The organism is Streptomyces sp. NBC_00344 (genome assembly GCF_036088315.1).
Classification (GTDB): domain Bacteria; phylum Actinomycetota; class Actinomycetes; order Streptomycetales; family Streptomycetaceae; genus Streptomyces.
In genome coordinates this window covers 1449647-1469771 of record NZ_CP107996.1, presented here as the reverse complement: position 1 = coordinate 1469771, position 20125 = coordinate 1449647, and the positions used below count along the sequence as shown (strand labels likewise).

General features: G+C 68.0%; 8 protein-coding genes. 3 read left to right on the top strand and 5 right to left on the bottom strand.

The features are described from left to right. Positions 1-3: 3 nt before the first annotated feature. Positions 4-684 (bottom strand): potassium channel family protein, encoded by a 681-nt coding sequence (locus OHS16_RS06525; protein ID WP_328536221.1) that lies wholly within the window; start codon positions 682-684, stop codon positions 4-6. Next, positions 684-1352 carry a potassium channel family protein gene (locus OHS16_RS06520; protein WP_328536220.1) on the bottom strand — a complete coding sequence of 223 codons (669 nt, stop codon included), beginning with the start codon at positions 1350-1352 and terminating at the stop codon, positions 684-686. The genes OHS16_RS06525 and OHS16_RS06520 overlap by 1 nt, the downstream gene beginning before the upstream one ends. A 210-nt stretch (positions 1353-1562) precedes the next feature. On the opposite strand from OHS16_RS06520, the gene OHS16_RS06515 reads away from it, so the two are divergent. Both OHS16_RS06515 and OHS16_RS06510 read left to right on the top strand, forming a co-directional pair. Then, entirely contained in the window at positions 1563-3626 is a 2064-nt protein-coding gene (locus OHS16_RS06515; protein ID WP_328536219.1) for an APC family permease, read from the top strand. 97 nt (positions 3627-3723) lie between these two features. Further along, positions 3724-5052: a class I SAM-dependent RNA methyltransferase gene (locus OHS16_RS06510; protein ID WP_328536218.1), complete on the top strand. Its 1329-nt coding sequence runs from the start codon at positions 3724-3726 to the stop codon at positions 5050-5052. A gap of 2014 nt (positions 5053-7066) precedes the next feature. Here the strand turns inward: OHS16_RS06510 and OHS16_RS06505 are convergent. After that, complete coding sequence (locus OHS16_RS06505; protein WP_328536217.1) at positions 7067-7825, bottom strand: DUF6338 family protein; 759 nt, start codon at positions 7823-7825, stop codon at positions 7067-7069. Positions 7826-7986: 161 nt separating this feature from the next. Between OHS16_RS06505 and OHS16_RS06500 the strand changes: the two genes are divergently transcribed. Further along, positions 7987-10827 carry a CHAT domain-containing protein gene (locus tag OHS16_RS06500; RefSeq protein WP_328536216.1) on the top strand — a complete coding sequence of 947 codons (2841 nt, stop codon included), beginning with the start codon at positions 7987-7989 and terminating at the stop codon, positions 10825-10827. A gap of 81 nt (positions 10828-10908) precedes the next feature. On the opposite strand, the gene OHS16_RS06495 is transcribed toward OHS16_RS06500, so the two are convergent. Together OHS16_RS06495 and OHS16_RS06490 are read right to left on the bottom strand one after the other, a co-directional pair. Next, entirely contained in the window at positions 10909-13152 is a 2244-nt protein-coding gene (locus tag OHS16_RS06495) for a UvrD-helicase domain-containing protein (protein WP_328536215.1), read from the bottom strand. Beyond that, positions 13149-20087, bottom strand: a complete 6939-nt coding sequence (locus OHS16_RS06490) for a DEAD/DEAH box helicase (RefSeq protein ID WP_328536214.1) — start codon at positions 20085-20087, stop codon at positions 13149-13151. Before OHS16_RS06490 ends, OHS16_RS06495 begins: the two co-directional genes overlap by 4 nt. Positions 20088-20125: the final 38 nt, after the last annotated feature.

Here is a 20125-nt window from a genome sequence, read left to right as displayed (position 1 = left end):
CGGTCAGCCGGTGGTGTTCTGCTCGCGCCGCACCGAGAGCAGATCCTCCAGCTGCTCCTCGCGCGCCTGCGCTGCCACGAACAGCAACTCGTCGCCCGCCTCGAGCGTCTCCTCGATGCTTGGTGTCAGCACCCGGGTTCCCCGGATGATGGTGACCAGCGACGTGTCCTCCGGCCAGTCCACTTCGCCGACCTGGGTGCCCGCCAGCGCCGACTCGGGCGGCAGTGTCAGCTCGACGAGGTTCGCGTCGCCGTGGCTGAAGCGCAGCAGCCGCACGAGATCGCCGACGCTCACCGCTTCCTCGACCAGCGCCGACATCAGCCGCGGGGTGGAGACCGCGACATCGACGCCCCACGACTCGTTGAAGAGCCATTCGTTCTTCGGGTTGTTGACCCGGGCCACCACCCGCGGCACCCCGTACTCCGTCTTCGCGAGCAGTGAGACGACGAGATTGACCTTGTCGTCGCCGGTCGCCGCGATCACCACGTTGCACCGCTGCAGCGCCGCCTCGTCGAGCGAGGTGATCTCACAGGCGTCGGCGAGCAGCCACTCGGCGAGCGGCACCCGCTCCACCGAGATGGCGGTGGGCGCCTTGTCGATCAGCAGGACCTCGTGCCCGTTCTCCAGGAGCTCGCCCGCGATGGAACGTCCCACCGCACCGGCCCCGGCAATAGCCACACGCATCAGTGACCGCCCTCCTCGGGACCTCGTGCGAAGGCCGCTTCGACCTTCTCGACCTCGCTGGTATGCATCATCACGTGCACCAGGTCACCCTCCTGGAGGACCGTCTGGGACGTCGGCAGTGTCGCCTCACCCAGACGCGTGAGAAACGCGACGCGTACTCCCGTCTCCTCCTGGAGCTGGCTGATCTTGCGGCCGATCCAGGCGGCAGAGGTGTGCACCTCGGCGAGTTGCACGCCACCGCTCGGGTCCCGCCACAGCGGTTCGGCGCCGGACGGCAGCAGCCGCCGCAGCATCTGGTCGGCGGTCCACCGGACCGTGGCGACGGTCGGGATGCCCAGTCGCTGGTAGACCTCGGCCCGGCGGGGGTCGTAGATCCTCGCGGCGACGTTCTCGATCCCGAACATCTCGCGGGCGACCCGCGCGGCGATGATGTTGGAGTTGTCACCGCTGCTCACCGCGGCGAACGCACCGGCCTCCTCGATCCCTGCCTCCCGGAGAGTGTCCTGATCGAAACCCACTCCGGTGACACGGCGGCCGCCGAACCCGGCGCCCAGACGGCGGAAGGCCGTGGGGTCCTGGTCGACGACGGCGACCGTATGCCCCTGCTGTTCCAGGGTCTGCGCGAGAGCGGCTCCCACTCGCCCGCAGCCCATGATGACGATGTGCACGACCGTCCTTCCACCCGTCCGTAAATGTTCGGTCATAAATGTTCGGAGGGAAAAAGCTCCCGCCGGGGAATAAAGGGTCTCAGACGTGCGGCCAAGCTACACACGCACGGTGCCGGTGGGGACCCCTGTGCGCCCGGAGTCGCTGATTCCGAGAAGCTGAGGGGGGTGGTGGGTGGGCACCCCGGATACCGAACGCTTACGATCCTCACCGTGTCCAAACTGACCGACGTGCCCAAACGCATCCTGATCGGCCGGGCGCTGCGCAGCGACAAGCTGGGAGAGACCCTTCTCCCCAAGCGCATCGCGCTTCCCGTCTTCGCCTCCGACCCGCTGTCCTCGGTGGCGTACGCCCCGGGAGAAGTGCTGCTCGTCCTCTCCATCGCGGGTGTGTCGGCCTACCACTTCAGCCCATGGATCGCCGTCGCCGTCGTGGTGCTGATGTTCACGGTGGTGGCCTCCTACCGGCAGAACGTGCACGCCTACCCGAGCGGCGGCGGTGACTACGAGGTCGCCACCACCAACCTCGGGCCGAAGGCCGGGCTCACCGTCGCCAGCGCCCTGCTCGTGGACTACGTGCTGACCGTCGCGGTCTCGATCGCCTCCGGCGTCGAGAACCTCGGTTCGGCCGTCCCCTTCTTCGTCGAGCACAAGGTGTTCTGCGCGGTGGGCATGATCGTGCTGCTGACGCTGATGAACCTGCGCGGTATGAAGGAGTCGGGGAAGCTCTTCGCCATCCCGACCTACATCTTCGTCGCCGGCGTGTTCATCATGATCATTTGGGGTGCCTTCCGGGGGCTGGTGCTCGGCGACACCATGAAGGCCCCGACCGCCGATCTCACCATCCACGCCGAACGGAGCGGTCTCTCCAGCTTCGCGCTGGTCTTCCTGCTGCTGCGGGCCTTCTCTTCCGGCTGTGCGGCGCTCACCGGCGTGGAGGCGATCAGCAACGGCGTACCCGCCTTCCGCAAGCCGAAGAGCAAGAACGCGGCGACCACGCTGGCCATGATGGGCCTGCTGGCGGTCACCATGTTCTGCGGCATCATCGGTCTGGCCATGGCCACCGATGTGAAGATGGCCGAGAACCCGGCCACCGACCTGCTCAGGCACGGTGTCGGCGTGGGCTCGGGCTTCACCCAGGACCCGGTCATCTCGCAGGTGGCCGCCGCGGTCTTCGGCGACGGGACCTTCTTCTTCGTGGTTCTGGCCGGCGCGACCGCGCTGGTCCTCTTCCTGGCCGCCAACACCGCGTACAACGGCTTCCCGCTGCTCGGCTCGATCCTCGCGCAGGACCGCTACCTGCCCCGCCAGCTGCACACCCGTGGTGACCGCCTCGCCTTCTCCAACGGCATCGTGCTGCTGGCCGGCGCGGCCATCCTGCTCGTCGTGATCTACGGCGCCGACTCCACCCGGCTGATCCAGCTCTACATCGTCGGCGTGTTCGTCTCCTTCACCCTCAGCCAGACCGGCATGGTGCGGCACTGGAACCGCCATCTGGCGACGGAACAGGACCAGGCCAAGCGCCGCCACATGGTCCGCTCCCGTGCCATCAACACCTTCGGCGCCTTCTTCACCGGCCTGGTGCTCGTCGTCGTCCTCCTCACCAAGTTCACCCACGGAGCCTGGGTCGCCCTGCTCGGCATGGTGATCTTCTACGTGACGATGAGCGCGATCCGCAGGCACTACGACCGGGTCTCCGAGGAGATCGCGGCGCCCGACGCGCCGTCCGACGACAGCCTGCGCCCCTCCCGCGTGCACTCGATCGTCCTGGTCTCCAAGGTCCACAAGCCGACGCTGCGGGCGCTCGCCTACGCCAAACTGATGCGCTCCGACCATATGGAGGCGCTGTCGATCGGAGTCGACCCGGCGGAGACCAAGGCGCTCAGGGACGACTGGGAGCGACGCGGCATCAACGTGCCGCTGAAGATCCTGGACTCGCCGTACCGGGAGATCACCCGCCCGATCATCGAGTACGTGAAGGGGCTGCGCCGCGAGAGCCCACGCGACGTCGTCTCCATCTACATCCCCGAGTACGTCGTCGGCCACTGGTACGAGCACATCCTGCACAACCAGTCCGCCCTGCGTCTCAAGGGCAGGCTGCTGTTCACGCCCGGGGTGATGGTGACGTCGGTCCCCTATCAGCTGGAGTCCTCGGAGCTCGCCAAGAAGCGGGCGAAGAAGAGGGCCGACTGGAGCGCGCCCGGATCGGTGCGACGCGGTCCGGTGAGCCGGCCGAAGGAGCCTTCGGGCTCGTCGGGAACCAAGGGCAAGAGCTGACCGGCAGCACTCTGGTGAGCAGCCGGGCAACACCCACGTAGACTGGTGGGTCGTTGTCCGGCTGTTCCCTTTTTTGATCTTCTGGAGTCCCCCCGCCATGCAGACAGAACCCACGTCATCGCTGGTCGGGGAGGAGTACGAGGTCGAGGTCGGCCCCGTCGCACACGGCGGCCACTGCATCGCGCGCACCTCCGACGGGCGCGTCCTCTTCGTACGGCACACCCTGCCGGGCGAGAAGGTCCTCGTGCGCGTGACCGACGGCGACGAGAGCTCGCGCTTCCTGCGGGCGGACGCCATCGAGATCATCGAGGCGTCCAAGGACCGGGTCGAAGCCCCCTGCCCGTACGCCGGCCCGGGGAAGTGCGGCGGCTGCGACTGGCAGCACGCCAAGCCGGGAGCCCAGCGCAGGCTCAAGGGCGAGGTGGTCGCCGAGCAGCTGCAGCGCCTCGCCGGTCTCACCCCCGAGGAGGCCGGCTGGGACGGCACGGTCATGCCGGCCGAGGGCGACAAGCTCCCCAAGGGCGAGGTGCCCGCCTGGCGCACCCGCGTCCAGTACGCCATCGACGAGGACGGCCGGGCCGGTCTGCGCAAGCACCGCTCGCACGACGTCGAGCCGGTCGACCACTGCATGATCGCGGCGCCCGGTGTCTCGGAACTCGGCGTCGAGAAGCGGGACTGGAGCGGCATGGCCTCGGTGGAAGCCATCACCGCCACCGGTTCCCACGACCGCCAGGTCATCCTCACCCCGAAGCCCGGCGCCCGGCTGCCGCTGGTCGAGCTCGACAAGCCGGTCTCGGTCCTGCGCGTCGACGAGCACGACGGCGGCATCCACCGTGTCCACGGCCGCGGCTTCGTCCGCGAGCGCGCCGACGACCGGACCTACCGCGTCGGCTCCGGTGGCTTCTGGCAGGTCCACCCGCAGGCCGCCAACACCCTTGTCCGCGCGGTCATGCAGGGCCTCCTGCCCCGCAAGAACGACATGGCCCTCGACCTCTACTGCGGCGTCGGCCTGTTCGCCGGGGCCATCGGCCAGCGGATCGGCGAGAAGGGCGCGGTCCTCGGCATCGAGTCCGGCAAGCGCGCCGTCGAGGACGCCCGCCACAACCTCCAGGACCTCGACCGGGTCCGTATCGAGCACGGCAAGGTCGAACAGATCCTGCCCCGCACCGGCATCACCGAGTGCGACCTGATCGTCCTCGACCCGCCCCGCGCCGGCGCGGGCAAGCAGACGGTGAAGCACCTCTCGGCCCTGGGCGCCCGCCGCATCGCCTACGTCGCCTGCGACCCGGCGGCCCTCGCCCGCGACCTGGCGTACTTCCGCGAGGGCGGCTACAAGGTGCGGACACTGCGCGCGTTCGACCTGTTTCCGATGACGCATCACGTGGAGTGCGTGGCGATTCTGGAGCCGGTGAAGAAGGACGACTGAGCTGGGGTTTTGTGGTCCGGGTGGGTTGCTCGACCTGTTTCCCTCCGCCTACCACGTGAAGCATGGCGCACGCTTCCGCTGCCTGCCTGACCTGCGACTTCGTATAACGGGGTGTAGGTTGACTCGACTTCTGCGGGCCGGTTAGGAAACGTCTTGACGCTCGTTCGACGCTGGTTCTGACGGAGCGTTATGCGGTCGTCCCGGGTCAGGCAGCGCGGCTCAATCGGCGTGTCGGGCAGCAGCGTGCTTCCTACGGTGCACATCGGCGGCGGGCCGCTCAAGTGCGGGCGGGATCGTGCACGCCAGCTGTGCCGGCCTGGCGGGTGCGATGATGTTGGGTATCGAAGCCCATGGCCGGAACCGCCATAGACCCCTTCACCCTGTTCGAGTCAGGTGTCCTGGGAGCCGAGGGAGGCCCGCCTACTCCGTGCCGTCACTGCACACGACGGGCCGGCCGTCTTGGTCCCAGAGGACGCCCTCTGAGCCGAACGCACCGCGCATAGTTGCTCGACCAACACCGCGCCCTGGGCCGGCGTCCCCTCGACCTTCACCACGCCCTGCGGCGCAGCCTGCTTTAGGCCCTGCTGCTCCGCCTCGCCCACATCCCGAACGCCACCATTGCCCTTATTGCGGCACGACGGAAGAAGTCCTAAGGCGAGGAGGAGACCCAGACCACCAGCTGACAGGTGGAGCAGCTAAGAACTGATCATCGTTAAAGTCCCAGGCGGGCACCTTCCTGGGGGCTTCGGCTGTCTCGACACAGACCGGCGCCCATGTACCGCCGCCACCTGGTGCACGCCCACCCCAACCCGAAGGCCCTGGGAACCACATGGTTCCTGGGCCGTTGACCATGGCGATCACGCCTACTTCATGAGCTGGGTCTGGCTCGGTGAGGGCGGCGTCTACGTCGACATCTTCCTGCCCGACGGCTCCGCCGCCCTGACGGGCCTCAAGACCGGATGGATCAACGTGCCAGGAGACGCGAAGCCCTGGCAATTCCGTGTTCCCCGGTCTGATCCCCGCCGCGTGGTGGACCCGGCCCCGGAAGGGGGCCTCATGGTAGACCTTCCGCTCCCGGAGTTCAGCGGTGAGGGGGCTGCCAGCCGGGCGGCGATCAGCCGGGTGGGACCGGCGGCCGAGGGGGCGATGGACCTGGCCTTCAGCCGCGAGGAGCACCAGCTCGGCACGCTCGCCGGCGTACCGGTCCGAGGACGGTGGATCCGCGGTGACGTCCTCGGCGAGGCGCGTCACGAGGTACTGCTCGGAGTTCTGGGCGAGCGGGTAGAGGTGAACCGCCGTGCTCAACGCGAGCGGCTGGCCATCCTGACGGGCGATCGGCTCGATACGTTCCTCGACGGCCGCCTGCTCACAGCCGTACGCCCGGTCGACGGCCCCCGACCGAGCTGGGACCGGATCAGCGCGGGGCTGCTGGAGCAGTCCTGGGGCCCGTATTTCGCACGTCGGCAGGCAGGCCAGCCCAGGAGTTTGATCTTGGCGACTGGCCTGCTGCCCGTGGCGCATCGCTGCGCTGCAGCGGTGAATGCACCCTCCCTGCTCCTACACCGACGAACTCGACGACATCCCACAGGCCGACACCTTGGAACGGTGGGACGTGGCCATCCCCCACGAGGAGGCCCAAGTCGGGGCGATGACCGTCTACAGGTTGCACCTCGACCGGGAGTACACGCGGTCCGGGCCATGGAAGAGCAGTCCGAAGACTGTACGAGACCGCCCAGGCCCTGCTGGATGCGAGCACAGAGAGCTTCACCGAGGACGTCGGCGGGTGGCTGCCGTACGTCGGCTCCGCCCTGCTCGTCATGGACAGGGTGACTCCTGACGAGTAGTGGCGTGGTCACGGTCTCGGTGCCATCCTCGCCACGGAGGCGATCCACCGCCACGTGGCCGGCTGCCGGGGTGACGCGGGCGAACCCTGATCCGGGCCGTGGTGAAGGTGCAACGGTTCCGCGGGACGGACGCCTCACGTCACTCTTCGTCGGCCGTGCCGGTGTCCCGCTCAGCGACCGGAGGCGGCGTCGGCGGAGCCTGCGTCGGCTCGGGCCGACTGCCGACGGGCCGGTACCCCCTCTTCCCGTTGGGATCCAACTGTGGTCGTGTCTCGGTCACTTGCCGTGTCTCCCTCTTCGGCCCCGGGAGGTACCTCGACGAAGTCGAGGAACTCCACATCATTCATCCGAATATATATCCCGCCGGAACGCGGCAGTGGATGTTCGAACAGTCCGGCGCCGGACATGGCCCATGTGGTCTGCAGGTACAGGTCTGCGGCTTCCGGGTAGCCAGAGGTATAGGATCTTTCCCCGTAATACCCGCCCACCCAGAGACCGCTCTTCATGCGAGCGCGTACCAGACAGTGGCTCCGACGCTGGAAGACCTTGTCCCATGCTGTGGGGATCGGGTCGTAGGTGGACCGGCTTCCTCGTGAGCCCAGCCATGAGGTGAGCCAGGCGGCAGCGGCCGGCATCACGATCAACAGGGTTGTCGCCGTCAGCGCGGCGATGCGAAGGTTGTCGGCCGCGCCGGTCCAGCCCCGGCGACGGTCGTAGACGAGGTGCACCAACCACGGGCCGGCGAGCAGGACGTAAAGGGTGTCGAGAGCGATACCCGCGGTCACAGCTCGGAGTATGCGCTCTCCGAGGTCTCTGTGACCCGGGACCGGACCGCGGGCTCGTTCGCGGACGAACTGATAGGTCACGCCGGGGAGTACCAGAAGAAGAACGATCACGACCTGGGTGACCGTGGTGGGTGCGTGCGGCATCGTCGTATGCCCTTCCGAACAGCGGGTGCAGGATCTTCGCGACCCGATGGCCTGATGACCCCTGATCCCGCGAAGACTTGTGGGTACCGCAGACATACTGGCGTGGCGAGTGCTCACTGCCGGGGAGGCCGGGACGACTAATGCGGGACCATCTGCTTCGAATGCGCACCACATGGGTCGACGGCCTTGCAGCGCGGGTCTGCCACAAACTCAGACCTGAGACCTGCCGTTCCGACATGTTCCCCTCGTGGGTCGCGGATGATCAACTGACGCTTGCCACCGTGTTGACCCGGATCGCAACGGAGGACATCGGGTGCAGCTCTCCGCAGACCATCGGCGATCAGCTCCGATCGACCGGCCTCGTCCTCCCAGAGGTTCCCGGATCGATGGTGGCCTGCGACCTGGTCATGCCTGTCCTGCACACGGTTCGCAGAGATGGTGTGCCGTGGGAACGGTGGTGGGACGTGGGCGGACTCCATGCCTTGCTGATCGAGTTGTGGGCGGGACGACGGCTGTCGAAATACTCACCGGAGAAGGTCCGCGACGTACTCACGGCGGTCTGGTGCCATGAGGACGACCGGCTTGTCGACACCGTTCTGGAAAACGCTGAGGATCCCTTCGCCTTCCTGCCCCCGGATCTCCTGCACGAGTCCGCCACCGGAACGGCGAAGGTGTGCGCGCAGTTCCTCGTCACCAGAGGCTTGATGAAGATCACCCTCCCTGATCCTTTTCTGAGCACGAGGCCGGGGCTGGCTGACAGGCCGGACCTCACGGAGGTCGTGAAGCGCTGGCACCACCGGGTCGATCTGGAAGACACCGTGCATCGCGTCAGGGACCTCTCACCAGAACTCTTGACGGGTTTACGCAGGGACCTCGACGCGTGGGATGCACAGATGGGGCAGCTATTTTCTCTCCTCACGGCACATGAGCTCAAGCTGATCGTGCCCATGACGGAGGATGAACGGTACGGAGAGGAGTGCCTTCGGGCGGGCTGGGGCATGCATCGAGCCGAACTGAGTCCAGATGACGCTTTGTTGTGGCAACCGGATTCCGTCGCCCGGAACTCCTCGGTGCCCGACTGGATGTCCGAGGAAATCATTACGTGCGGAACCCGCTTCCTCCACAGACAGGCAGGTCCTCACCCCGTCTGGCTGGCCACAGTGGAGACGGACACGCACATCGCGGCCGTGCGGGAGTTGATGGAGCCGCCAACACGGTATGGCATCGGAGTCGAGGACTACGGTGACGGTCTGAGGCTGTGGTTCGAGTTCCCCACGCTTCCGGCCGACCCCGACCCTCCGTTCCGGGCTCCGTACACCTACTCCCTCTCCTGGGTGGAGCACGCTTGGGAACTACTGCATCTTGCGACCGTTGGTTATGCCCGCCTCAGCATCATCCGGCTTGTCGGCGACGGTGAGCTCAGGGCCGTGGGCAGCATCCGGCTCGGTCTGCCGGAAGAGGTGTGCGCCCAAGCCAAGGATGCCGCGATCGCAGCGCTCCGTCGGCTGATCGGGGACGAGGCGCAGACGATAAGGCAGAGGATCGCTTTTGAGGGGCACGATCAGGCCGCAGAGGTCGCCTTCCGGACCTGTGAAACCGCGAAGGGCGAGGACATTCATGACGAGCTCGTCCTGGAGTCCGACGCCGCCGAGTACGAATCCTTCATGGCATCCGCACGTCACCTCGCCTGGGTACGTTCTCGGCATGCCGCCGGCCTGCTAGACGGGAACAGCCCGCCGGAGGGAGACGCGGAGCTGCAGGCCGCTGCCGAGGGCAGGCAGCGCACTCTTGAACTCCTCCGGGCGGCGACGGGGCGAAGAGTCGGCAAGGCGCGGTCGACTGGACGCGCAGACATGCCCTCTGTGGACGAACAAACGGCGTTCGTCCACCTCATCAACCGGCACGGAACCCTTCAGCTCGCCGTGTGCCGGACCCGTGCGGGCCACCCGCACTTCGATCTGGTGTCGTGTGAGGAATTCCCCCTGGGGCCTTTCGCGGGCGCGGTCGATCAATGGGCGCGGCAAGCACCGGATCACCCTCGACGTGTGTGGCACGACTACCTGGAGCAGTTGGTCGCCGAGTGCGGTGGGCTGGCACGAGCCATCATCGAGACGGCCGCCCCCCGTGAGTTCCGTCGGCTGGTGCTCAGCCCCACGGCTCCGATGGAGCTATTGCCCCTCCACGCAGCTCCGCTCGACAGCGCCCGCACCTCTACTTTGGTCGATGCTTTCGAGCAGGTGGTCTATGCCCCTACAGCTCGACTCGTGTCCGCCATCGAGAGATCCCAGCGGCAAGCAGCCGTGATCGAGGTGCTGGTGGTGGCACACGGCGGTGGTCACCTCCCTGGCCTCGAGCTGATCGGCGGGCCCTTGTGCGAAGCCCACGTGATCGCAGGTCTTCACGACAGTGTGGAGGTTCTCACGCAGGAGGATGCGACCCCGGCCCGCGCTCTGCACATGATGCCCATGGCCCGGATCGTCCACGTGGCGGCACACGGCCTAACACACCCGAATCGCTGGGCTGCAGGACTCGCTCTGCACGGCGGCTCACTTGGGATGGCCACGCTCACTTCCAGCGGGGTCCTCGCGGACGGATTCTTCTCCAGCGTCGACCTGGTCATCCTGAACGCTTGCAGAACGGGCACGCACGAAAGCACCGGCCGTACCGTGCAAACCTTGCGTAGCATCGAGTCCGCGTTTCTCGCCCGCGGCGCGAAAGCCGTCATCTCTACCCTGTGGGACATCACTGACCTGCAAGGCGTAGTGTTCTCCGCTGTGCTCCACGCACACCTTGGCGTCGGCGCGGACTCCAACACCGCTTACGCCGATACCATCCGCTACCTACGTGGACACCGGTGGCGAGCGTCCTCCGAGGCGGGTGCGGTGTGCGTCGCCGAATCAGCCATCGACGCGATGCTCCCGGACTGGCGGAGCCACCTTGATCAACAGGTCGCCGAGAACCCGCTGTTCTGGGCTGCATTCAAGATCACCGGAGTTGTCTGAGCCACACGCTCATCACCGCTCCCTTTCGGCATGCTGTCAAGGTCGTCCGCCGGCCCAGTCGGATCTGAGTGAGGTCGGCCTCTACCTCTTCCCCGTCAGTGAGGGCCCCAGGAACGGACTGGGCGTGCCGTGCCAGAAGACGTCCACACTGTCCCGGGCCCGTGTGGCTGCGACGAACAGCAGGGAGCGGGCTCGTTGCATCTCATGGCGGAAGCGCACTGGATCACTGGTGCGCAACAGGTTGACCGCATCCCGCGGAACCAAACCGTCCGTGACGCCGCCGATGATCATTCGCTGGTACTCCAGCCCCTTGAACCGGAACATCGTGCCGATGTGCACTCCGCCGTCGCCGTGGGGCCCGTCGGCCCGGATCTCAACCGGACGAATGCCTTGCAGCCCGAGTGTGTAGCCGACCTCGGCAGCCATCTGGTTTGTCGGCACACAGATCGCGATCTGTTCGTGCGGGATGCTCAACTCCGGGTTGTCGTCCCATTCCTTGATGAGCGCAGCGATACCTTCACGCTCCTGGGCCCAGTCCGCGAATGAGTGCCCCGCCGGCTGCTTTCCGCTGAGCACGGACCGGTAACCGGCCAGTGTCTCCTGGCTGCCATCGAGGTCGTCGTATGCCGTCTCACCCAGAACGTCGAGAGCGGAGCGCAGGATCTGGCGCGTGGTGCGGTAGCTCAGGCTCAGCTTGGACGACCGCCCGCGAATATTGATCCCAAGGCTTCCCAGCGTCACTTGGTTCTTGTAAATGCGCTGGTGGGTGTCGCCGACGAGGAACAGGTCGTTGGCCTCACGCGGCGCCATCGCGCGAAGCATCTTCCAATGGGCGGGGCGCAGGTCCTGCGCCTCGTCCACGATGATGTGCCGGTAGCGATAGCGCAGCCAGCCAGCTGACCCGTCCTGGAGATGGACATTGGCGAGGCCTCCTGCCTCCTCCCGCTGACGTGCGATCGAGAGGATGCGGTGCTCACGTCCCATTTCCAGCCGAGCGGCACGCTCGGCGACCTGGTCCCAGGTCTGACGTCCGAGACGGTCCAGTCGCTGGGTGAAGCGCTCGGCGAGCTGCCAGATCTCGGCACGCTCACCGCGGGTGACGCTTCGGCCGCGCCCGGCACGGCGGGCACGGAAGTAGTCGGCGCGGGTGGCGACGGCCTGACCCAGGATCACCTGAGTCCATTCATCGTGCAGGAACTCGGGGTCCCAGGTGTCCTCGCCCAACTCGTCCAGCAGGGCGCGCCACTCACGTACGGCCTGACTATCGTCCATCGCCTGCTTGCCGCTGCCGGGTTCGGCCTCGCGTACCGTGCGCAGTGCCAGTTGGTCGACATGGCTCACATCCACCCTGGCCACGAGCTCCTCGCCGCCCAACTCCAGCAGGCGAGAGCGCAGATCCGCGGCGAGGTTCTTGTTGTACGTGGTCAGGAGGACCGGCTTGTCACGACCGGGCGGCAGCTGCCGAACGAGATGGCGCACCCGGTGCAGGGCGACGATAGTCTTGCCCGTGCCGGGGCCACCCCCGACCCGTGCCGGTCCCGAGTAGCGTCGCTCGACGAGTTTGGTCTGCGTGGGGTGAAGGAAGGCCTTCCAGCGGCCGAAGTCGCCACCCTCCAGCGCTTCCCGGAGGTCTTCGTCAGAGGTGGTCACCACCGTGGCCGGGCGTTGGGCCGCGGCCTTGAAGTCCGCCGGGTCGACCGGCTCGGCCGCGGCGACGGGCGTCGTGACCTGGTCGAGTACCTCGTCGAACGACCTGCCGTCGAAGAGTGCGAGCAGCACCTCGCCCGTGAGCTGAGGGGCGTACTCGATCAGTCCGAGCAGCTGGTCCTCGGTGGTGAGAGTCCGGATCACCGGCAGTAACGGTTCCGCGACGCCGAGGTCCGACAGCTCGGTGTCGGACCAGTCCGCGAAGAGCTCCGGCGGTTTGGCCGGTTCGGGTGCGACGACAGGGGCCGAGGGCGGGGCGGGAAGGCGTCGCAGGACGCTGTCTTCGACCACCTCGAGATCGACGTACTCGATGCCGCCGGTGACATGGTTGACGCCGGCGGACAGCCGATCGTAGACGTCCTTGCGGTGCTTGACGGAGACGATCAGCCAGTCGTCGTCGGCGAGCCTGATCAACAGGGCGCGGTAGTCGTCGCTGACGCGCGCCGACCACAGCCTGGTGTCACCTTTGAGATGCTGGAGCTTGAGGCCGGTGGTGTGCGGGTTCGTCTTGAACTTGTGTTGGAAGTCGAAGAAGGCGCCCTTGACCGTGCGGGGGAGCTTGAGGATCTCCTTGTCGGCCTTGTCGAGCAAGCGCAGTGTCACGCCCGAGGTGTTCATCGTCCGTGCTCCCCGTTGTCGGTGCTGTCGTCGTTCCGGTTCCGGCCGGTCACCCGGGCGATCAGCTCGTCGGCATCCCAGTCCGCGGCCGGGCGGGCGTCCCAGCCGGCTGCCGTGAACGCCCGGTCCCGGTCGACGGACTCGTAGTCGGGCTCCGGAACCTGTTCCGTCCCGCTGGTTCGGGGGGCCAGGACCACCCCGATTCGTACGGAGGGCCAAGCCAGCTCCGCCTGCCAGCCCCGCTCATCGAGCTCGTAGCCGTCCCGAGGGGCATGAACGCCCGCGTCGGCGAGTGCCCGGGCGAGGTCGACGAGGCCGGTCTCCTCCTCATCGAGATATTTCAGCACCTGGTCCCACGCCGGATCCTTTCCGGCCGCTGGCACCACAGGCGAGCGAGCCAGCGTAGCGGCCTGGTCACCGTCGCGGACGGCACCGACCTCCACCGCGGCCGTCGTCGGGGTGAGGGCCGGTGGGGCCTCCGCGGCCGGAGTTTTGACCGTGGTGGAGAGCAGCCATCCCTCGCCGCCGGTCACGGTGAGTACCTCGGCGGTGAAGCCGTCGAGGAGGCTGCTGGCGAGCTGCACGCTGTCACCGCCGCCGTGATCCAGGAACTGCAGCACGTTGCTCCAGTACAGCCAGCCCCGCCAGCGGCGTCGATGAGCCTGCATGTCGGCCAGTGCCGCCGCGCTGTCGTCCACTACCGCGAGCCCCGACCACACCGGTGGGGTGCGCCTGCCGTCCGCGACCAGGACCAGCCGGCAGCCGGAGGCATCCTGTCCGTGGATCAACCGGATCGGCCCTGCAGATCCCGAGACCGTCGCACCGCGAAGCGCCTGTTGGATGCCCGCTCCGACACCATCGGCCCCGAGGACAGTGGCACGGACGCCCTCCGTCCCGAACAGCCCGGCGGCAGCGGCTTCGGCCCTGTGCTGCCAGCGCGATGCGTCGGGTGAGCGCAGATAGGCGAGCAGGAGTCGGGCAGGATTCACCCACACCGCGTCGGACAGCTCGCCGGGCAGTCCGTTGCCCACCCGGCTGTAGTAGTCGCGCGCCTGGTTCCGCGCGTCTGTCCCGTACGGTTCCCAGACCGGATCAACCGGGCTGCCCCCCGTATAACCGGTGTCACGCACGCGCTCGCGCCACTCCTTGACGTCGTCGTACGTCAACTGGAACACCCGCGTGCCTTCGCCGCGTAGATCGGTCCGCTTGGCGGCGTCGTCGGCCAGGCGGTTGTGCTCGGGCGTCGCGTGGTACGAGAAGCCGTCGAGGTACACAGCAACGCGTGGGCCCGGCGCATCGAGGCGTTCGAGGAGTATGTCGGGCCGGGTGCCGTCCAGGGCGCGCTGCTGCGAGACACGCCAGCTCACCGTCGAACCGTCGGTCGCCGTCAGCCGCAGGTCCAGGGCGTAGGTTCCGGCCGAGGTGGTGTAGGCATCGGCCGCTGCCTGGGAGTCGGAGAGCTTGGCCCAGTCCTGGAGCGTGTCGATGAACATGATCTCAAGGTCGCTCTCCGCCTGTCGCTCCAGCGGAATGTGACGTGTCGTCTCCACGGGTGAGGTCCGCCAGCATTCCCCGTCCCCGCCCAGCAGATCGTCCAGCATCTGGCGTACCTCGTTGCGGCTGACCTTGTCGTAGTCGGAGGCCGGGACCCGCCGCAGCAAGCACTGGTGGCAGCCGTCGAGCCCCTTCTCGCGGCAGGCGCAGCTCTCGATGACCTCACGTGCCTTGAGAAGCACGTCCCGGAAGCCAGCCGCGGACGCGAGCCGGTGCAGATAGCCGGTGCCTCCGGGGAGCCGGTCGTAGATGACGAGGAATCGTCGCGGCCAGTCCGAGCCGTCGGCCCCCGCGTGGTCGGGCATCGTCGCCTCGGCGATGTCGATGTGGTCCGGGTCGCCGCCGTACTGCGCGGCGATTCCCGTGAACAACGCGGCGGTGAACGACGCCAACCGCTCCTTGGCCCGCGCCACGGAGGCGGGCAGCAGGACGCGCACCGCCTCGGTGCCCAACTCGTGTGCGAGGAGCAGCGGTACGTCCTGGCCGTTGCTCGGCTGACCTCCGTCACCGGCCGCGGATGCACCCTTGACCCGGCGACGCGGACACCACAGCAGGTGGTGGGCGGCTGCTGCGGTGCTCGTCGCTCCCGACGCAGTGAGTGCGTGCTGAGGGACGTCCACCACGGGGTGTCCCTCAGCCGTCGCTCCTCCGCAACTGGTGCAGACGTAGAAGGGATTGAGTCGGACGTCCGCGCCGGCGAACGGTACGGTGCTGCTCCCCTCCTCGCGGTCGAGTCCCAGATTGAACGTCCGGATCTTCGCCTGGCGGGTGAAGTCCACTCCGAACACGGCGGTTTCGTGCCGCCAGGAACCGGGGGCGATGCGTTCGGGGTCGATGTCGACCGTCGTCAGCACGGCGTAGCGGCGCCGGTCCCGCTCGTCGCGATCGTCCCGCACCCGGGCATCGTCGCGCTTGTCACGGGAGATGACCCGCCTCGGCTGGAGCACGTACTGCACGCATCCCGCGTCGGCGATTTCCCGCCCGCCGCAACGGGGGCACGGACTTGTGTCGTTCTTCGCGTTCTGGTGCGTGCGGGCGTATCCGCATGATGGACAGAGGCGCCATACCGACCAGGCCCGGCGGTCGGGGGTACCGACGTCGAGTGCGCGGACGACGTGACGGTAGCCGTTCACGTAGAAGCTGTTGCCGGGGGCGAGCTCCGTCAGCGCCAGTTTGCGGGAGCGTTCGTAGTCGCGGGTCTCGCTGCGGTACACCTTGCCGGGCGCCTCCCCATCGGGCTTCCCCGCCCGCGCACCCTCTTCGTCGTCCGGTGTCTCCGTCCAGTACAGCGTCGCTTCCAGCTGGGTCGTGGTGTCGGTGAGGCTGTAGTTCGGGAGCAGGCCCAGCTCCACCAGGGTGCCGTGGGCGCTCGACTGGCTCAGTTCACGGAGCAGGTCCCCCGCGCCGCGCCGCTCGGCGAGCAGCTCCCGGCGCTCGCGGTCCTGCACGGTGTCCGTCTTGACCAGGAGTCCGGCAGCCTCGTCGATCGCCGCGATCCTTCGGCGGAGCTCCTCGCGCCGCCCCGTCCAGTCCTCCTCGGCTTCCTGGAACGCCCTGACGATTCCCTCGGTGGCGTACGCCTTCAGCTCTCCGGCCGCATGTTCGGAGACTTCGGCATCGGCGGAGACGTCCGGTCCGCTGCCGTTCGGGAACAGACCGAGAAACTCCTCGACCAGCGCGGCGCCGTGGGTCTGCGCCGCGTCCGCCAGGTCCTGGCACCAGCCTGTGGTGCCGAACAGGGCCGAGGACAACCGGGGCACGGGAGCGAGCCGCTCGCCGTCGGAGGTGAACAGCGCGCCACGGGCCGCGAGGTCCAGCAGCCGAGCGGTGTACTGCCGGCGCAGGATCTCGACGGCGGACAGGTAGCAGCCCGGGGGCAGGATCGTCCCGGCGATCATCTCGCGCGGCTCGTCCAGGTAGTAGAGATCGCGGGCCTTGCGCCCGCCGAAGGCGACCACGAGCGCGTTACCGGTCCGTCGGCCGGCCCGGCCGGCCCGCTGCACGTAGTTGGCTGGTCCGGCGGGCAGGGAGCCCAGCAGGACAGCCGACAGATCGCCGATGTCGATGCCGAGTTCGAGCGTCGGCGTGCACGACAGCACGTTGGGGTCGGTGTAGTGGGTGCCGGCCTTGAACCCGCGCTCGACGCGTTCCCGCTCCGGCCTGCTGAGCATGCCGGTGTGCTCAGCCGTGACCACCCGGAACGTGCCACCGGTCAGGTAGAGCCGACGGTAATAGTCGCCGGTGTAGTCACGCTCGCGCACGGCCGAACCGAACCCGGAGACGCTGGATCCGCTCCCCGGCATGCCGGGTTGCGGGGCCTTCAGCATCCCCTTGCACCTATAGCGCGGACAGGGGTGTCCGTACCAGCGCGTGCGGCGTTCGGGCGCCATGACCTGCTGCCAACCGCAGTCCTCGCAGCCGACGAACGCCTTGTTGACGACGGAGTCGTCGAGCAACTGCGCTTGGATGTGCCCGGGTTGCAGACCGTAGATCCGGGTCTGCCGGTCACTCGTTGTCCGTGCCGCGAGGACTCTTTCGTCGGCGAGGGCGGGAAGCAGCCTGCGTAGACACTCGGTCGCCCCGGCCGTATCCAGCCCCAGGCACCGGCGCGTCCAGTCCTGGTACCAGCCGAGCCGCCCGGTGACGGCGTCGAACTCGGACCGATCCTTCTGACCGTCCAACAGGAAACGTGGCGGAGCCACACCGTTGGGGAAGGCGGGCATGCCATCGGGCCTGCGGCCGGAGATCAGATACCGGTTCGTACCCGCTTCCTTCATCCAGGTGTGGAGCCAGCGGTGGTGCACCGCACCACGCAGCCTGAGTCGCTCCAGGAGCCCGCGAACGTAGGCGAGGTACCGTTCAGGTGTGGGGAGCCCTCCTGTGACCAGGAGCTGCCCTGGCAGGGACAGGTGGATGTCCCGGGCGACGTCCGTGACCCGGCTCGGCTGGTCCACGACGACCTCGGCCGCGGCGGTCCGTGTCAGCTCCAGGGTGCGCCCCATTCTGCTGCGCAACCCGAACTCCATCACGGTGGCGAAAGCGAGGCGCTCGCCGATCAGTTTCCATGTGCGGGCATCGCCGGTGCCGCGTCCCGACAGGAGCCGGTCGACCCCTGGTTCGTCGTGCAGATCGGGCGGCACGACGGCGGCCAGCGCCTCCGGGTCGTCCACGGACTCCAGCACATGGCCGATGAGGTCGTTGAGCGCTGTCGGCGCCCCCGACTCGTCCAGATTGTGGGCGAGAAGGGATCGCAGGGAGAACTTGTACGAGGCATTGGCGACATAGCCGGCCCGGTGTGCCGCGTCTTGGGTGGAGTCGTTGAAGAGCAGCGTCTTGCGTTCTTCGGGAACGAGCGCGATGTCACCGCCGGTGAACAGCTGCGTGACCGTCGCCGACGCCAGCGCCGCCTGTGCCGTACCGAGGAAGCGGATGCTGTTGTCGGTGTGGCAGGCGGGGCAGCGGTCGTCCTTAGCAGCCCGGTCGGCGGTTTTCTTGTCGAGCAGCGCCAGCGTAAACCAGGCATCGATCAGCTCGTCGGAGTCCGCGGCGGCCGGCAGCCGGTACGTTCCCTGCCCGCCGTCCAGTACCACCACCGACAGGGGGTCGACGCCACCGTCCGAGGGGCGGGCGCCGGTCAAGGCGTCGAGCACCTGCTGCCGCTCCCGCCGCGTGGCCGAGATGAAGTAGCGGATGCGCCGCTTGTCCCGGCCCACGGCTGCCCGCCAGATCCGGTCCTGCGCCATGACGAGCCGCTGGGGGTCGGCCTCGGGGGACAGGGACGCCCATCCGGAGCGCCCGCAGTTGCGGCAGTAGACCGCCGGCAGGTGCACCTCGGCCGGGCGGACAGCTGTGTCCGTGCCGGGAAGAGGCTGCGGTCGGCGCGCCGATGACCGGCCGCCGGAGACCCCGTCAGGCTCCTCGTCGGCGAGCGGAGCGGTGTTTAGGGCAGCCCGGCGCGCGGCGGTGCGATCGTCCTCGTACCAACGGAACTCAGGAGAAGGGCCCACGCCGCGTAGGACGCGGGTCACGGGCCTGACCCACAGGTGCGCTTCGATGTGCAGGAGGGGGAGGGGTCTGCGCTCGTCGGAGTCCGGGTCGCGTGCCGCCGACAGCAGGGCGACGAACCGGGAGAGGGCCTGTAGCACGAGTTGCGGGTTCTCCCGCGCGGTACGGCCCCAGGCGTATCCGAACCGGGCCAGCCGGTCCCGCAGACCCCACTCATCCAGAGGTTCTCCGCCTAGGAGGGACAGCACACCCAGAGTGAAATCGTGCCGCTTGAGCAGGCGCCCGAGACGGAAAGGGTCTAGGCCGGATCGGCCCAGCATCCTGGCGGCCAGGCGGTCCAGGTCCAGCAGATCGGGCTGGGCTTCCACACCGGGACCGCCGGAGAAGGTGATGACCTCCTGGGGCGTGGGAGGCTCCGGCAGCTCGTAGTCGACGGCGCCCGTGAACTCCTCCGCGGACATCCGCTCCTCACCGATGACGGCGTCGGCGGAGAATTGCATCGCAAAGACTCGTGAGGCGACATCAAGAATGCCGCCGGATTCCTTGTCCGCCGTGCCTTCTCCGAGGGTCGCCGACGTCGCCACCGGGCAGATCGAACCGAGCGGTCGCCCCGGTCGCGAAGCCCCGGTCGAGGCGGCCAGACGGCGCAGCAGCATCGCCACGTCTGTGCCCTGGGCACCGTCGTAGGTGTGGAACTCGTCGAGTACGACGTAGGTGAGGTCGGCGTTCTCCCACAACGGGCGGTCCTCGCCGCGCTGGAGGAGCAGGTCGAGCATCTTGTAGTTAGTGATCAGCACGTCGGGCGGCGTGAGGCGCATTTCCTCACGTCGCGTCATGACCCGGCGGAAGTCGGTGTCCGGCCGGTCGCCGATGTAGAGGCCGGCGGTCACCTGCGCCAGTTCGGGCCGGCTCAGGTACTCGGCGATGCGCCCCGCCTGGTCGGTGGCGAGTGCGTTCATCGGGTAGAGCAGAACGGCCTTGATGCCGCGGTTGCCCTGGGCCTGCTGCCGTCGGCAGTGGTCGAGAATGGGGATGAGGAAGGACTCGGTCTTGCCGGAGCCTGTTCCAGTCGTCACCAGCGTCGGCTGTGCGGGACCACGCAGGGTGGACAGCCGACTCCATGCCTTGGCCTGGTGCCGGTGGGGGGTGAAGCCGGGGAAGCCGCCCGTCCACTCCAGGTCCCGCTGCCAGCCGTCGTCGGCGCGGTGGAACGGGGTTCTGATCCGGAGGTAGGGGCCCCGGAAGATGCCTGTCTCGGGGTGGTCGAGGAAGCGTTCCAGCGCCCGCCGGGTGTCCTCGTCGGCGAGGGCGTACGTCGTCGTGAGGTACTGCGTCAGACTGCCGCGCAACTGGGCGGCGGCCATGGTGGGCTTCACGACGGTCCCCTTTGTCTTGCCTTTGCCCTGGTGATCAG

Bases quoted from the DNA above. Each gene is read 5' to 3' on its own strand.
- OHS16_RS06525 (WP_328536221.1), bottom strand. From the start codon at position 684: ATGCGTGTGGCTATTGCCGGGGCCGGTGCGGTGGGACGTTCCATCGCG.
- OHS16_RS06510 (WP_328536218.1), top strand. From the start codon at position 3,724: ATGCAGACAGAACCCACGTCATCGCTGGTCGGGGAGGAGTACGAGGTC.
- OHS16_RS06505 (WP_328536217.1), bottom strand. From the start codon at position 7,825: ATGCCGCACGCACCCACCACGGTCACCCAGGTCGTGATCGTTCTTCTT.
- OHS16_RS06500 (WP_328536216.1), top strand. From the start codon at position 7,987: ATGCGCACCACATGGGTCGACGGCCTTGCAGCGCGGGTCTGCCACAAA.
- OHS16_RS06495 (WP_328536215.1), bottom strand. From the start codon at position 13,152: ATGAACACCTCGGGCGTGACACTGCGCTTGCTCGACAAGGCCGACAAG.